The 15,444-nt window shown below is 60.2% G+C and carries 16 protein-coding genes; 6 read left to right on the forward strand and 10 right to left on the reverse strand.

Translation table 11 applies throughout. The annotated features are described in order from the left end of the window. Window position 1: 1 nt before the first annotated feature. Together PXH66_RS16285 and PXH66_RS16290 are read left to right on the forward strand one after the other, a co-directional pair. A complete protein-coding gene (locus tag PXH66_RS16285) occupies window positions 2-808 on the forward strand; it encodes an ABC transporter ATP-binding protein (RefSeq protein WP_330930603.1) in 807 nt (268 codons plus the stop codon). Beyond that, window positions 805-1,797 carry an MlaD family protein gene (locus PXH66_RS16290; RefSeq protein ID WP_330930604.1) on the forward strand — a complete coding sequence of 331 codons (993 nt, stop codon included), beginning with the start codon at window positions 805-807 and terminating at the stop codon, window positions 1,795-1,797. Before PXH66_RS16285 ends, PXH66_RS16290 begins: the two co-directional genes overlap by 4 nt. Window positions 1,798-1,809: 12 nt before the next feature. On the opposite strand, the gene PXH66_RS16295 is transcribed toward PXH66_RS16290, so the two are convergent. From PXH66_RS16295 to PXH66_RS16310, 4 genes are all read right to left on the reverse strand, one after another. Continuing rightward, window positions 1,810-2,262 (reverse strand): hypothetical protein, encoded by a 453-nt coding sequence (locus PXH66_RS16295; protein ID WP_330930605.1) that lies wholly within the window; start codon window positions 2,260-2,262, stop codon window positions 1,810-1,812. An 87-nt stretch (window positions 2,263-2,349) separates the two neighbouring features. After that, entirely contained in the window at window positions 2,350-2,817 is a 468-nt protein-coding gene (locus PXH66_RS16300; RefSeq protein WP_330932077.1) for a hypothetical protein, read from the reverse strand. Between the two features lie 161 nt (window positions 2,818-2,978). Continuing rightward, complete coding sequence (locus tag PXH66_RS16305) at window positions 2,979-4,553, reverse strand: ATP-binding protein (protein ID WP_330930607.1); 1,575 nt, start codon at window positions 4,551-4,553, stop codon at window positions 2,979-2,981. Between the two features lie 311 nt (window positions 4,554-4,864). Further along, on the reverse strand, window positions 4,865-6,091 hold the full coding sequence (locus tag PXH66_RS16310; RefSeq protein ID WP_330930608.1) for an argininosuccinate synthase: 1,227 nt from the start codon (window positions 6,089-6,091) through the stop codon (window positions 4,865-4,867). Window positions 6,092-6,298: 207 nt separating this feature from the next. Here PXH66_RS16310 and PXH66_RS16315 point away from each other — a divergent pair, with 207 nt between their 5' ends. Beyond that, entirely contained in the window at window positions 6,299-6,748 is a 450-nt protein-coding gene (locus tag PXH66_RS16315; protein ID WP_345784007.1) for a type II secretion system protein, read from the forward strand. A gap of 49 nt (window positions 6,749-6,797) precedes the next feature. Here PXH66_RS16315 and argF read toward each other — a convergent pair whose 3' ends face one another. From argF to argB, 3 genes are all read right to left on the reverse strand, one after another. Further along, window positions 6,798-7,745, reverse strand: a complete 948-nt coding sequence (gene argF / locus PXH66_RS16320; protein ID WP_330930610.1) for an ornithine carbamoyltransferase — start codon at window positions 7,743-7,745, stop codon at window positions 6,798-6,800. 117 nt (window positions 7,746-7,862) lie between these two features. Beyond that, on the reverse strand, window positions 7,863-9,083 hold the full coding sequence (locus tag PXH66_RS16325; RefSeq protein ID WP_330930611.1) for an aspartate aminotransferase family protein: 1,221 nt from the start codon (window positions 9,081-9,083) through the stop codon (window positions 7,863-7,865). A gap of 54 nt (window positions 9,084-9,137) precedes the next feature. Then, a complete protein-coding gene (argB, locus tag PXH66_RS16330) occupies window positions 9,138-10,019 on the reverse strand; it encodes an acetylglutamate kinase (protein ID WP_330930612.1) in 882 nt (293 codons plus the stop codon). 179 nt (window positions 10,020-10,198) lie between these two features. On the opposite strand from argB, the gene PXH66_RS16335 reads away from it, so the two are divergent. Next, a complete protein-coding gene (locus PXH66_RS16335; RefSeq protein WP_330930613.1) occupies window positions 10,199-11,515 on the forward strand; it encodes a bifunctional ornithine acetyltransferase/N-acetylglutamate synthase in 1,317 nt (438 codons plus the stop codon). 315 nt (window positions 11,516-11,830) lie between these two features. Here PXH66_RS16335 and rpsI read toward each other — a convergent pair whose 3' ends face one another. The 3 genes from rpsI to PXH66_RS16350 form a co-directional block, all read right to left on the reverse strand. Beyond that, entirely contained in the window at window positions 11,831-12,232 is a 402-nt protein-coding gene (gene rpsI, locus PXH66_RS16340) for a 30S ribosomal protein S9 (protein ID WP_330930614.1), read from the reverse strand. A gap of 9 nt (window positions 12,233-12,241) precedes the next feature. Beyond that, window positions 12,242-12,670, reverse strand: coding sequence for a 50S ribosomal protein L13 (gene rplM, locus PXH66_RS16345; protein ID WP_330930615.1), 429 nt, complete (start codon window positions 12,668-12,670; stop codon window positions 12,242-12,244). A 130-nt stretch (window positions 12,671-12,800) separates the two neighbouring features. Further along, on the reverse strand, window positions 12,801-13,478 hold the full coding sequence (locus tag PXH66_RS16350) for a TorF family putative porin (RefSeq protein ID WP_330930616.1): 678 nt from the start codon (window positions 13,476-13,478) through the stop codon (window positions 12,801-12,803). A 167-nt stretch (window positions 13,479-13,645) separates the two neighbouring features. On the opposite strand from PXH66_RS16350, the gene PXH66_RS16355 reads away from it, so the two are divergent. After that, window positions 13,646-14,032 carry a DUF423 domain-containing protein gene (locus tag PXH66_RS16355; protein ID WP_330930617.1) on the forward strand — a complete coding sequence of 129 codons (387 nt, stop codon included), beginning with the start codon at window positions 13,646-13,648 and terminating at the stop codon, window positions 14,030-14,032. Continuing rightward, complete coding sequence (locus PXH66_RS16360; RefSeq protein ID WP_330930618.1) at window positions 14,029-15,429, forward strand: CCA tRNA nucleotidyltransferase; 1,401 nt, start codon at window positions 14,029-14,031, stop codon at window positions 15,427-15,429. The genes PXH66_RS16355 and PXH66_RS16360 overlap by 4 nt, the downstream gene beginning before the upstream one ends. Window positions 15,430-15,444 lie beyond the last annotated feature (15 nt).

Below are 15,444 nucleotides of genomic sequence, written 5' to 3' on the forward strand. Positions count from 1 at the left end.
CATGCCCTTGACCCGCACTCCATTTCCTCAGCGCGACGACCGCAATCCCGTGACGGTCCAAGTCGAAGGCATGAGCAAGTCCTACGGCACGCAAAACGTGCTGCAGGACGTGTCTCTCTCCGTCGAGCCCGGCGAAATTTTTGTCATCATGGGTCCCAGTGGCTCCGGCAAAAGCGTGTTGTTGCGACACATCGCCGGCTTGGAGCGGCCTACCAGTGGCACCGTGACCATCAACGGCGCCGACCCCATGCTCGCCGAAACCCGCAACCGCTTCGCGCTCGCCTTGGTTTTTCAGTCCGGCGCATTGCTCAACTCCCTTTCGGTCTACGACAACCTCGCACTGTATCCGCACGAACACACCCTGTGCTCGAAGCAGGACATTCGCGACCGCGTCATGCGCGCCCTGCGCATTCTCTCCATCGAACACGCAGCGCAAAAGATGCCGTCCGAACTCTCCGGCGGCATGCGCAAACGCGTCGCCATCGCCCGGGCACTCGTCATGGAACCTCAGCTCCTCCTTTACGACGAGCCCACCAGCGAACTGGACCCCATCATGGCGGCCACCATCGCCGAAATCATCGGCACGCTGCGCGAAGAATACGCCGTCACCAGCATCGTGGTGTCCCATGACCGCGACCTGTCGCTCACCATCGCCGATCGCGTCGCCCTACTGCATCAAGGCCAAGTCGCCACCATCGCCCAACCCGACGACCTCAAGGCGTCGACCGATCCCATCGTCACCGAATTTCTCAATCCGCGGATCGACGTCCGCAATCCCCGCTTCAAATCACTGGAAGGCTCATCATGAACAACGCACAAATGTCGGCCCGCGTCGGGCTGTTTTTCCTCCTCGGGCTCGCCCTGATCTGGGTGACGTTTGAGTCACTCAACGGCAACGTCCTCGACAGCGACAAGTCCTACGAACTGACCGCCCGCTTCGCCTCCATCAAGGAGCTCAAGGCCGGCGACGAGGTGCGCATGGCCGGTGTCGGCATCGGCATGGTCAAGGAAACCCGTCTCAACGGTCGCTTCGCCGAGGCTCTGCTGCAGGTCAAAAGCGAGATCGAGGTTCCGGAAAACTCCGTGGCCACCATCGCCATGGCCGGTCTGCTCGGCAGCAACTACGTGTCCCTCACCCTGGGCAGTGACGACGCGCCGGCGTTGAGTGCCGGCGCGGTCATCCGCTCCGAAGACACGCCCGACCTCAACACCGTCGTTTCTCAAATCGGCGAAGTCGGACGCAAAGTGGAGCAGGCCCTCAGCCAGTTTACCGGCGCCATGGGCGCGGGTGATTCCAACGAAGGTCTGATGGGCAAAATCAACGCCATGGTCGATGACAACCGCAGCAAACTCGACACCATCACCTCCAACCTTGAGATCGTCACCACCCGGCTGCGCGATGGCGAGGGCACGTTGGGCAAACTCCTCAGCGACGACACCGGCTACACCGAACTCATCGCCGCCATTGAAGAGATCCGCGGCGCCGCCGAGGAGGCGAAAACCTTCATGGCCAGCGCCCAAGGTCTGGTGGCCGACGTCAAGAGCGGTCAAGGCACCCTCGGCCAACTCATCTATGACGGCAAAGCCGGTGAAGACATACGTCTCACCGCGCAAAACCTGCGTGAACTCTCTGCCAAGCTCAACAACGGCGAGGGCACGCTCGGTCGCCTCATCAACGACGACAGCCTGTTCATCGAAGCCCAGAACGCGGTGAAGAAAGTGAACCGCGCCGTGGATGGCATGGCCGACCAAGGTCCGATCACCGCCGTCGGCGTCGCCGCCAACTCGCTGTTCTAAATCAGCGCCCGCTTATTGCTTGGTCGCCGTAAACGACCAAGTCGTTTTCGTGCCGTCGGACGTCACCCCCACGCCTTCCCACTCGACCTTGCCACCTTCGGCCACGGTGCCGCGGTATTCGACCCGCTCGCGTTCATTGTCGACCCAGCGATATGTGGTGATCCAGACGCGACCGTTCTTGAGGCTGTAGTAGCCGCGCTCCGGTCGCGGCTCTCCCGCCCATTTGAGAAAGAAAGAGCCATCGGACCACTGGGATTCGCCCGGGCTCACGCCCATGATCGTAAACTGCTCGCGATTGCGCGAGTGCATGAGCGACGGAGATTCATCGACCATGATCCAGCTACCGGTCAACACATCGGGTAACGCCGCCGCGCTCGAAAGTGCTCCCAACGCGAGCAACACGAGCAACACGCCCCAGCTCAACCAGCCGCGCACGTTGCCGAAACCAAGTAATCGCCGATTCATGAATGCAGCCTAGGTTTGCCCGACCGGTTTGTCCCGCGCATTTTTAAAGCCGCCCCGTGACTCACGCGGCTCACCTGCGAACCGGGTTCAAGGTGTCGGGGGTGCCACCGGACGATACCGCCCGTCGAACGCGGGGGCCCAGGTCTCGCCGCCATCGCTGCTCGTCTCCCAAAACTGACGCACGGTGCCATCCGCCTGCGGCGTCCAGGTGATGCGATCGACGATTGAGGTTCCGGCCGGGGTCACCCGTTTCCCCTGCAACACCATCTGCCCGGCCGGGTTGAGGCCCCCGGTGAGGTGCAGGGCCAGTCCTGTGACATCGACCCAATATTGCTCCCAACGTTGGGCCGCCGCATTGTAGATATTGAAACTTCGTCCCGCATAGGTTCCGGGAGTGGTGTAGTTCTCGCGCAACACGCGCCCGCCCAGGATCGCTTCGATGTGATTGTGTCCCACCAGCTTTCCGTCCGGCGTGACGACCTCCCACGATCCCAGCCAAAAATCGAAGTCATGAATTTCCGCCGGTGGCGGTGGCGCGGATGAAACCGGCGACACGGCGGATTCTGACTGGGCGAACAACGACGAGCCGAAACCCACCAAAAGCCATGTGAGGACACTCCGCTTCATCCCCGAAATGTGCGGCACCGCACGTCGTGAGAGCGAGCCGGAAGCGTCGCCAAACCGGTTCAATCCGCAATTTTCCGGCCGCGGCTGCGCTACCCGTTTTCGCCCCGATCACCGCGAAGGATCGCGATCACTTTGCGCTCGAAGTCGGCCGGTTTAAAGGGCTTGGCCACGTAGTCGTTCACCCCGACTTCGTAGCATTCGGTGACCTCGGTCTTCAACACCGAGGCGGTCATCGCGATGATCTTGGTTTGACGGATGACGGGATCGCGCGAAGCCCGGATGCGGCGTGTCGTCTCCAGGCCGTCCAACTCCGGCATGTGGATGTCCATGAGCACGACGTCATACGGTCTCACCGACAGCAGCGCGAGCGCTTCCAATCCATTTTCCGCCAAGTCCCATTGGAGTCCGAGTCGCTTCAAAAATGCGCCCGCCACTTTCTGGTTCACCTGGTTGTCCTCGACCAACAATACACGCGACTTCGCCTGCTCTTCCGCGCTCAGCGGAGTCAGGCTGACGGCGACATCGGCCAAGGTTGCCTCCACCGGCTCACACGCGTCCAACTGGATGCGAAAGGCAAAGCAACTCCCCTCGCCGAGCACGCTGTCCAACTGCAGCTTTCCTCCGTGCATCTCGACGAGCTTGCGCGTGATGGAAAGACCGAGTCCGGTGCCGCCATACTTTCGGGCAATTCCGGAATTTGCCTGGGTGAAGTCGTCGAAAATCGTCGCCTTGAAATCCGCGGGCACGCCGATGCCGGTATCGGTCACTCGGAACAGCAGTTCGTGGCGCTCTTTGCCACGGGCGGTGGCTTCGACTTCCACCGTGACCGAACCTTGGTCGGTAAACTTCACCGCGTTGCCCGCCAGATTCATCAATATCTGGCCGAGTCGAACCGGATCACCCCGCAAACTGCGCGGAAGATCTGTAGGCGTTTTCACTTCAAAGTGAATGCGTTTGCGCGCCGCTTCGCCGCGCAAGGAACGCTCCACAAATCGCATCACATCGCGCAGGTCGAAAGAGATCTGCTCCAGCTCGAGCTTGTTGACGTTGGCTTTGGCCAGATCGAGCAGGTCGTTGATGATGACCATCAAATTGCGGGCGGAATACTCGATCGCCTGCAACGACTCGCGTTGCGTTTCCGAGAGCTCCGTCCGCAGCATGACCTCGGTCATGCCAAGCACTCCGTTCATGGGTGTGCGGATTTCGTGACTGATGCTGGACACGAATTGATCCTTGGCGCGGCGCCCCGCCTCGGCCGCCTCATAGGCTTCGACGAGCTGCTTCTCCCGTTGTTCACGGGCCTCGATCTCGCGCTTGAGCGTGCCGTTGGCCTCGCGCAAATCCTGGGTCTGCTCCCGCACCTTCTCCGCGAGGGAATCGTTGATGTGTTTGATGTAATCCTGCTTCGCCCCGGCGAGATAAGCAAAGAAGCCTAAAAATATCGGAGCGGTGTCGATGATCCACAAAAGCGCATTCAAGCGCTGCGCCATCACCAAGTGCGCGAAATCGATGGCTCCGAATTGTTGCCAACACACGATAAACGTCCCCAGAACCGGGAACAATAAACCAAAGATGGCTCCCAACAAACCATAGCGAATCGCCGCGTTAAAATTCATGACCAACGGACGAACAGCGGAGATGGTGGGTTCGGAGTTCGAGGCCATCGCGACATAAAGCGGGCGCAGCTTCTCGAATCAGATTCCCCGCGCGCAAAGCCAAATCCGATCTTAGGGCTGATTAGCAAATTACACACTAGTCGGCGTTTGGGTAATTAACCTTAAGATCTTCCGGCCAGCCGGAGATGAGAGCGGGATTCGTCGTTTGGTGGCGCCGACGTATGGCCGCCCCGAGAGCAGTCGCTCCCGCCCGGCGGCGGGCGGGAACGACGGGGGCATGCGCGGGTGCGCCGCGCACGCCATGAACACGGGACGCGCAAACAGAGATTGCCCGCCACACGTGAACGTTTCCCACCGGACTACTGTTTGGGACCGCCCTGGCCCATGTAGCGGGCGCGCAGTCGGAGGCCGTTGAGACGGATGAAACCCGTGGCGTCATTTTGGTTATACCAGCTTTGCACGCCTTCCATCGACGCGATGTTCTCGTCGTAGAGGGAATACTTCGACTTGGTGCCGCAGGTGGTGACGTTCCCCTTGTAGAGTTTGAGCCGCACCGTGCCGGTCACGAATTTCTGACTCTCGTCGATGAACGCCTGCAGGGCCTCGCGCTCCGGAGCGAACCAGAAGCCATTGTAAATCAATTTGGCATATTTCGGCATCAACTCGTCACGCAGGTGCATGACATCGCGGTCCATGGTGAGCGCTTCCACCTGACGGTGACCGTGCATCAAGATCGTGCCGCCCGGAGTCTCGTAGACGCCACGCGATTTCATGCCGACGAAGCGATTTTCCACGATGTCGACGCGACCCACCCCGTGCTTGCCGCCCAGTGCATTCAGCGTCTTCAACACCTTGCCCGGCGTGAGCTTCTTGCCGTTTACGCGGACGCAGTCGCCTTTTTCAAAATCGAGTTCGACGTATTCCGGTTTGTCCGGGGCGTCCTCCGGCGCAACGGACAACTTGAACATGCCCTTGTTTTCTTCGGTGGTCGGGTCGAACCAGGGATCCTCCAAGATGCCGGCTTCGTAGGAGATATGCAGAAGATTACGGTCCATCGAATAAGGCTTCTTGGCCGATGCTTCGACGGGAATCTTGTGCTTCTTGCAGTAGGCGATCATCTCGGCGCGACCGGGGAATTCGGCGCGGTAGTTGTCCATCTTCCAGGGAGCCATGATCGTGAGATCCGGCGCCAACGCCATGTAGGTCAGCTCGAAACGACACTGATCATTGCCCTTGCCGGTGGCACCGTGGGCCACCGTGTCGGCGCCTTCTTTGCGCGCGATCTCGACCTGAGCCTTCGCGATGAGGGGCCGCGCGATCGACGTGCCGAGGTAATACTGCCCCTCGTAGATCGTGTTGGCCCGAATCATCGGGTAAATGTAATCGCGGGCAAACTCCTCCACGAGGTTGAGCGTGTAGTGCTTCGAGGCACCGGTCTTGCGCGCCTTGGCACTGAGCCCTTTGAGCTCTTCCTCTTGGCCGACATCGGCCGCGTAGGTGATAATTTCAGCTCCGTAGGTTTCTTTGAGCCATTTGACGACGACCGACGTGTCGAGGCCACCCGAGTATGCGAGGACAATTTTCATAGGGAAAGGAACGGACGTTGTAGAGCGAGGCACTACACTCGCAAAGCAAAACCCGTCAGGATGTTGGCTCGGGTTGAAATTTCAGCGATTCGCGCTGTTCGGTGATTGGCAAACGAGAGAAATAAGCTACTGATAGGTGAAATACCCTAATTTTTGAGGTCCACGAAATCACAATTCCCCGACAGATCAGGTTTACGCGCGTTCACCGTGATCGAGATCATGATCGCGGTGTTGATCATCGGATTGCTGGCCGCGATGGCGATTCCTGCTTTTACGCGAATGAAGGAAACTTCGCGTGCCGTCGCCTTCGTGAACGATCTCCGCATCGCCAGCGACGCCTTCAACACCTACGCGGCCACGGAGGGAATCTGGCCACCCGACGCGGAAGGCACCTTGCCGGCAGAGATCGATGGTTACCTCAAATTGGATCTCTGGAACGGTGCCACACCGTTGGGGGGATCATGGGACTGGGACGTGGATAAATTTGGCGCCGCCGCGGGAATTTCGGTCCATCAACCGACGGCCAATATCACGACCATGGAAATGGTGGATAAACGCATCGACGACGGCAATCTCGGGACGGGAACTTTCCGCACGCGCGCCGACGGATTCATCTTCATCATCGAATTCCCGCCCGTGGTGGAAGAGGAAGTGTAACGTTTAATCGGACCAGAGACTCCTCGCCTCCCCCGCTTCGCGGTGCGGACTAGCCGCGAGGTTGTTGGGCGAGCACCGCCATGATCGCTTTTTGCGTGTGCAGACGGTTCTCCGCTTGGTCAAAGATGATGCAGCGCTCGTTATCGAGCACGCCTTGAGAGACTTCCTCCCCGGCGTGCGCCGGCAGACAGTGCATGAATAGCGCGTCCGGTTTGGCCGACGCGAAGAGTTCCTCCGTGACTTGATAGGGGGCCATCTGAGCGAGACGGGCCTTGGTTTCCTCTTCCTTGCCCATGCTGACCCACACGTCGGTGTAGACCACATCGGCATCTTTCACCGCCTCGAACGGGTCGGTTGTAAACGTGTAAACATCGTCGAAACCTTCGGCGGTCGCGAGTGCTTTGATCTCCGCCGTGGGCTCGAACTCCGCCGGTCCGGCGAGCGCGATCTGCATGCCAAACATGCCCGCGCCCAAAATCCATGAATTGGGCATGTTGCAGGCGGTGTCGCCGAGAAACGCAATTTTGCGTCCCTTTAGCGAAGCCAACAAATCGCCGCCGCGCTCCGCCCAACGTTCCGCCATGGTGAAAGCATCGGTGTAGATTTGGCAGGGATGGAGAAAGTCGGTCAGGGCATTGATCACCGGCACCGAACCCGCCGCTGCCAGTCGTTCGACATCGCTGTGATCATGGGTGCGCACGATCAAGCCATGCACGAACCGCGACAAAACCTTGGCGGTGTCCTCGATCGATTCGCCCCGGTCCAGCTGGATATCGTTGCGATTGAGAAACAGCGGATTCCCCCCGAGCTCATGGATGCCGACTTCAAACGAAACACGGGTGCGGGTGCTCGACTTGGAAAAAATCATCGCCCACGTCTGCTGCGCCAAAACCGGCGGCACATGCCGACCGCGCTTGGCTTTGAATTCTCGGGCCAAGGCGAACACCTCAGCCACTTCATGGGACTGCAGATCGGTTTCTTTGAGGAAGTGCTTCATGGGGGGAAAAGGTCAAAATTGCCAAATTCGGGCGGACGGGGCCAGTGAAAACCCCCGCTTTACCGGATGGTCACCTGCCCTTCACGCCAGCGTGACTTCTCCGAACGCAGTCAAGCGTCAGGCCGATCGCGCCTGCAGCACCTTGGTGAGCAGAGCCACGGCTTCATTCAGTTCCGCCGTCGATGCATTCAGCGGTGGCAGCAGCCGCACTACATTGCCGCCCGCCATCGGCACGAGCAATCCGGCTTCACGCAAGGCCGTGACCCAACCGGGCGCATCCTCGGTCATTTGAATTCCGATCATGAAACCCTGGCCGCGAACACCTTTGATGTGGACCGGGAACGCCGCGGCCAAAGCGGTGAGTTCGGCGTGCCACGCCACACTCGCCTTGGTCACATGAGCCAGCAGGTCTTCCCGCTCCAAAATATCGAGCACGGCCAGCGCCGCCGCACACGCCAACGGCGTGCCGCCAAACGTGGTGCCATGGGAGCCCGGTTTGAACAATTCGGCGGATGTCTCGCCGATCCAGATCGCGCCGATCGGGAAGCCGCCGCCCAGGCCTTTGGCCATGCCGATCGCATCGGGACGCACGTCCGCATGCTCGAAGGCAAAGAACTTTCCGGTGCGCCCCACGCCGCATTGCACCTCGTCGAGCATGAGTAACACGTTGTGCTGCGAACACAGCGCGCGCAGACCACGCAAAAATTCCGGCGTCGCGGCATTCACGCCGCCTTCGCCTTGAATGGTTTCAATGAAAATCGCCGCCGTTTGGTCATCGATCAGGTCGGTAAAACTCTGCAGATCGTTGAGTTTACCAAACGCAAACCCCGGCACCAGCGGACGAAACCCGCCTTGGATTTTCTCCTGCGGCGTGGCACTCATGCCGCCGAAGGTGCGACCGTGAAACGCGTTCTCGGCGCAGATGACCTTGTAGCATTTGCCTTCCTCGCCCCCGGCTTTGCGCATGCCGTGCAAACGCGCCAGCTTGAGCAAACCTTCGTTGGCCTCGGCGCCACTGTTGCAGAAAAACACGCGCCCCGGCCCCGCCCGTTGCACGAGCCGCCGAGCCAATTCCCCTTGCAGCGGATTGCGAAAAAGATTGCTCGCGTGAATGAGCTCGCCGGCCTGATGCCGCACGGACTCCACCCAATGCGGGTGGCAATGGCCCAACGCGCTCACCGCGATGCCGGACGTGAAATCCAGGAATTTGCGACCGTCATCGTCCCAAACATAAGAACCACGCCCGCGCACCAGCGTCAGCGGCGCGCGTCCGTAGTTTTTCAATACGTGGGCGTCGTAGAGGTCGGCAGTATGGGGGCGAACGATTTCAGAACTCATGGCAGAAAGGGGACGAGCAGCGTCGCGAGAGTTACGGACAATCCCCGGTGGGATTCAACCGTGCACGATTTCGGTGCCGATGCCTTTGTCGGTGAAGATCTCCAACAGCAACGAATGCGGCAGCCGACCGTCGATGAAGTGAACCCGGTGCACGCCGTCCTGCAGCGCCCGCATCGCGCCCCCCACCTTGGGTCGCATGCCCTTGCTGATGATGCCCGCTTCGCGCAGCGCATCGATTTCGGAAATCTTAAGCGTGGAGATCAAGGTCTCCGGGGCGGAGGGATCACGCATCAACCCCGGCACATCGCTCATGTAAACAAGACGGCGCGCCCGCAACGCGCTGGCTACGCGACCCGCCGCCATGTCCGCGTTCACATTGTGTGGCTGACCATCGTGGTCGAGCGCGACCGGCGAGATCACCGGGATCAGTCCATCCGCGATGACTTTCTTGATCAGCTTCGCCTTCACTTCGGTCACTTCGCCCACGAACCCCAGATCGATCGGATTGCCCTCGTCGTCCCGGTCCAATTTGCGGCACAACAGCACTTCGTCGCCCGCGATGCCCTTGGGTTTGCCCCGCGCTTCGGTGATCGCCGTGCACACGTCGGAATTGACGACGCCATTGAGGGTGCGGCGCACGATGTTGACCGTCTCCGCATCGGTGACCCGCATGCCGTTGATAAATTTCGCCTGCAACCCCGACTCTTCCATCGCGCGAGTGATGGCTTTGCCGCCACCGTGCACGACCACCGTGTTGATGCCGCAGGCGGCGAAGAAGGCGATGTCGTAGGCCACCCGACTACGCACCGTGGGATCCGGGTCGTCCATAAAACTGCCGCCATACTTCACGACAAACGTCGCTCCGCGGAAGTTTTGAATATACGGCAGGGCTTCGAGCAGCACCTTGGCTTTGGCAGTGATTTCTTCGACGTTCATGTCAGACATTTCGTTTTCCCGCGCACTCCCGCGCCAGCAGCGGCGCCGGACTTTAACGACCAAACGAGCCTGCGGTTATGGCGGCGGGTGGTCGGTTTTCGATTCAATTCTGAGGTCACTTCTGCATCCGGCGGCAGAATCGGCTTAACACCGACGCTTCCCATCGCCACTTGTCGCCCGTGCCCAGCACTCAATTGACCTTCAACGATCGCGAGCAACATCGCAGCTGGCTGTCAAACCAGGCGACCCTGCCCCGCGGTTTTCGCGTCGGCACCCATCGGTTCGCATTTACGCCCATCGAGGCCCCGAAGCCGGCCAAAATGACGCTCACGCTCATCGCGCTCGATGCACCCACCCCGGATTTCGCAGCGGTGTTCACCCGCAATGCATTTCCCGGCGCCCCGATCGTGGTGGGCCGCCAACGCTTGGACGAGCCGACGCTCGGAGCCATTGTCATCAACAACAAGATATCCAACGTGTGCGCCCCCGGCGGCACCGCGACCGCCGAACGGGTGTGCGCCGCCGCCGCCACCGCCTTGAATCTGCGTAGCGCTCAAATCCTGCCGAGTTCCACGGGCGTGATCGGCTGGTCGCTTCCCGCCGATGCGATGATTGCAGCGCTACCCGACGCCGCCGCTGCGCTGCAGGCCGACTCCATTCTCCCGGCGGCCGAAGGTATCGTGACGACCGACCTCTATCCCAAGATCCGTTCCCGCGCCCTCGGCGCAGGCCGCCTCGTGGGGATCGCCAAGGGAGCCGGTATGATCGAGCCCAACCTGGCGACCATGCTGGTCTACATCCTCACCGATATCGCCGTGCCTCGCGCCGAGCTGCGCGCCATGCTGAAGCGGGCCGTCGACGAGAGTTTTAACCGGATCAGCATCGATAGTGACACCAGCACCTCGGATACGGTCGCCCTCGTTTCGAGCGGCAAAATCACCGATGTGGCCCCCGCTGAGTTTGAATCAGCCTTGCACCAAATTTGTCGCGACCTCGCCGAAGATGTCGTGCGCAACGGTGAAGGCGTGCGGCACGTCATTCGCGTCGCGACCACCGGTGCTCCCGATGCCAGACTGGCGACCCAAATCGGCAAAGCCGTTGTCAATGCGCCGTTATTCAAATGTGCAGTCGCGGGCAACGACCCCAATGTGGGTCGATTGGTGCAGGCCATTGGCCGCTACTTGGGCAATTTGCCCTCCCCGATCGATACTTCGGCCATGCGGCTGACGATCGGCGGCATCGAAATCTTCGCCGAGGGGGTGTTCAAACTCGACCCCACCAAAGAGATCGCCCTCACCCAACATCTGCAACAGGCCGAGCTCTATGTCAGTCAGCCCACGGCCGAGGGAGCGTTCGTGCCGCCGATCGATTTTCCACCGCACGAACGCTGCGTGGAAATCGGGATCGAACTTGGCTTGGGCAACGACGCAGCCGTCGTGATCGGCGGCGACCTCACCCACGAATACGTAACGGAGAACGCGGACTACCGCAGTTAAACCCAATTAACGCAGTTCACAGAAGGTAACAAAGTTAACAAAGCTTTGTAATAACGTGAGTTAAATCGAGTAAACTGCATGGCATCCAACTCACCCTACGGGTGAATGAATTGATGCCCATAATCGCCTGCAACTCGTTCCAGCTTCGTGCTCTTCGTTGCGTTCTGTAAAATCAAACTGCGGAATCTCGGTTAAGCCGCATCGGCCGCGCCATCGATGCGGGCGCGCGCCTCCGTCGGCCGTCGACCGCCCGCGCCAACGCACAAAAAAGCCGCCCCAACGTGGGACGGCTTTTTGAAAAGGTTCGAAGGGCGATTAGCGCTTGGAGAACTGGAAGCGCTTACGAGCACCCGGTTGACCCGCTTTCTTACGCTCTTTCTGACGCGGGTCACGCTTGAGGTGGCCGGCCTTCTTGAGGGGCGAACGCAGTTCTGCATCCATCTTCTCAAGCGCACGAGCGATACCGTGGGCAACCGCGCCGGCTTGGCCGGTCACACCGCCGCCGGTGACGTTGACGGTGACGTCGATTTGGTCCTTCAGCTCGGCCGTGGTGAGCGGAGCGGAAGCCAGTTTGGCGAAATTCTCGTGGGAGAAATAAGCCTCAAACTCACGACCATTGGCGACGAGTTTGCCGGTGCCAGTGGTGATGCGCACGCGGGCGGTCGCGGTCTTGCGACGGCCGGTGGCGATAAAGATGGTAGCAGGTTCAGCAGTCATGGGACGTGATTAGAGAGGGAGCGGAGTCGGAGTTTGAGCTTCGTGCGTATGCTCCGGGCCGGCGAAGACGCGCAGCTTCGTCAACATCTGACGGGCGAGACGATTCTTCGGCAGCATGCCCTTGACGGCGTGCTCGATGATGAATTGCGGATTGCGCACGCGCTGTTCGGAGAACGAACGGTAGCTTTCGCCGCCGACGAAGCCGGAGAAGAACATGTAGCTGTTCTGCTCTTCCTTCTTGCCGGTCACGACGATCTTCTCGGCGTTAACAACGATGACGTAGTCGCCGGTGTCGACGTGTGGCGTGTAAGTGGCTTTGTGGCGACCGCGCAGAACGTTGGCGATCTTGACTGCCATACGCCCAAGCACCTGCCCCTCGGCATCGATAATATGCCACTTGGGTTGCACGGTTTCCTTTTTGGCGAGGAATGTTTTCATGGGAAAAGGGGCCAATAGCTAAGTTTTGCGGAATGCGTGTCAACCTGCATTTTGGTTGGAGAAAAGAAATCCCGCTCCAGCCTCTCAGCCGGAACGGGATTAAAACTAAAAAACGAGATGAAAGCGGGGCTTAGAAGCCCATGCTGATACCCGTGATCACGTAGAAGTGAGAATCTTCACCCGCGAGATCGCTGTCGGCATAGACCAAACCGAAGTAGGAGCTGGCGACGTCGTTCAGCGTGTAGTTGAACGTGCCGCTCAGGCCGTAATAGGTGTAGTCGGTGCCACCGCTGGCAACGACGAAGCCGAGATCCATGGCCAAGTCGAACGTGGAGGAGTCCGACAATTCAGCACTGTAACCGAGACCACCTTGCATGGTGGAGGTCTCAAGCTCGGTGTCGTAGTAGAAGTAACCGGAGGCGCTCAAACCGCCACCGAGGTCACCGGAGAGACCAACGTAGGGTTCGAAAGACTCATCACCGGAAGGCGTTTCCGGGTAGTAGTAATAGGTGGCGCCGAAATCCAGCGACCACGTGTCGCTGAGAGCAGCGCCGTAACCGATGTAGAAGTCGAATTCATTGGCGATGGAGCCCGTGACGGGTTGGCTGGTCCACATACCCGCGTAGAAATCGCCGGAAGCGAATTCGATCGAGGGCTGGATGGAGTCACTCGCGAGCTTGATGCCGCGAAAGACGTAGTCGCTAACGAAAGGGAAATCCAACGAGATGGAATAGGAGGATTCCTCTTGGGCACTCAGGCTTCCACCGGTCAAGGCGGCGGCCAGCAGTAGGGCAGCAGTTTTCTTCATTTGTAGGTATAGTCTGTAGTTTTAGATCAACTTCATCCCGTGGATCCGTCGGATCAGGTCTCGCAACGCACCGGGGTGAGTGACGATATTTCCCAAAACCAACGAATCAAAACAGTCCGAAGCAGACGTAACGTTTAAGCAAAGTTCGCGCCAAATCCAGAACTACTATGAAAAATATTTCACCAATTGCCGCAACTGCTGCCCTGCTGGGAGTTATCTTTGGTGCGTTTGGGGCTCATGCGTTGCAGGAAACCCTCAGAGCGGCGGAAATGACGAAGACTTGGGACACGGCCGTGCTTTACCACTTGGTGCATGCCCTCGCTGCCTGGACCCTCGCTGGTCGCCCGGAACGAGAGTTCGCCGCCGCCCGCTGGGCCGGTCGGTTTTGGTTGGTGGGCATACTACTCTTCAGCGGCTCCCTCTACTTACTCGCCCTCGGTGGTCCGCGGTGGCTCGGCCCGGTAACCCCACTCGGCGGGCTGGCCCTGATCGCCGGATGGGCCTGCGCCGTAAAGGCGGCGTTGAGCGAGCCTGCCGGAATGGAAAATTCGTGATCACCCTCCCCGCTTCACTGGCCCCCGTGCTTGAGGCGATTCGTCGCGTCGGCCGTCCCCGCCTGGTCGGGGGCTGCGTGCGGGACGCCTTACTCGGCACCACGCCCGGCGACCTCGACATTGAGGTAGGGGGCACCGATTTCGATACCTTGCTCGCGGTGCTTCGCCCGTTCGGCTCCACCGATGTGGTGGGCCGCAGCTTTGGCACCATTAAACTCCGGCGAAATGGCACCGTTTACGATTTCTCGCTCCCTCGTCGTGAATCCAAAACCGGCACGGGACACCGCGGATTCAAGGTCGAGCCCGATCCGCTCTTGAGCGACGCCGAAGCCGCCGCCCGTCGCGACTTCACCATTAACTCGATGGCCTGGGACCCCTTCGATTCACAGCTCATCGACCCGCACGGCGGCCAGCGCGACCTCCAGGTTCGCGTGCTCCGACACACCAGTCCGGCGTTCGGGGAAGATCCCCTGAGGGTGCTGCGCGGTATGCAGCTGGCCGCTCGATTCGACCTCACACTCGCCCCGGAAACCCGCGAATTGTGTCGTGGCATCGTCGCATCCGGTCGCGAACTGCCCCTCGAGCGTATTTGGGGAGAATGGGATAAATTGTGCCTGCACGCGACGACGCCCTCGCGCGGTTTACACGTGCTGCGCGAAACCGGATGGACCGTTCTTTTCCCCGAAATCGACGCGCTGATCGATACGCCCCAAGAGCCGGAGTGGCATCCCGAGGGAGACGTTTTTGCCCACACCTGTCACTGTGTTGACGCACTCGTCGGTTCCGCCGCGTGGCACCACAGCCCGCCGGATCGACGCCGCATTCTGATACTCGCCGTGCTCGCTCACGACTTCGGCAAACCCCTTACCACGGTTCGGATCGAAAAACACGGAACGTGGCGCTGGACGAGCCCACGTCATGCCAGCGAGGGCCTCGCCCCTACGGAAACCTTTCTCGCTCGGATTGGCGCGCCCCTGCGGCTGGCCCCCGGCATTCTGCCCCTGGTGAAGTTTCACCTCGCCCACATCGACGGCGGCGCCGATGGCTTGACCGACGCCCAGCTCCGACGATTGGCGCGCAAACTCGCCCCAGCTTCGATCGCCGACCTCGTGGAGGTGATGCGAGCCGACGCGCTCGGGCGTCCGCCACTCGATGGCAGGGCCACGGAAAAGCTCATCTCCGGTCTCGCCGAACGCGCCGCACAATTGGCCGTTCAGGATCGCGCTCCAACTCCGCTGGTGCAGGGCCGGGATCTGGTGAAACGTGGTCTCAAACCGGGACCTGCCTTCGCACCGATTATCGCCGCCGCCTATGAGGCTCAGCTCGAGGGCGCTTTTTCTGATGAACAAAGCTCATCAATTTGGTTGGATGATTATTTGAAGCACGCGCCTTTATGAGCTAGGGTTCGTGCG

The sequence above is a fragment of the Synoicihabitans lomoniglobus genome (genome assembly GCF_029023725.1).
Taxonomy (GTDB): Bacteria; Verrucomicrobiota; Verrucomicrobiia; order Opitutales; family Opitutaceae; genus Actomonas; species Actomonas lomonigloba.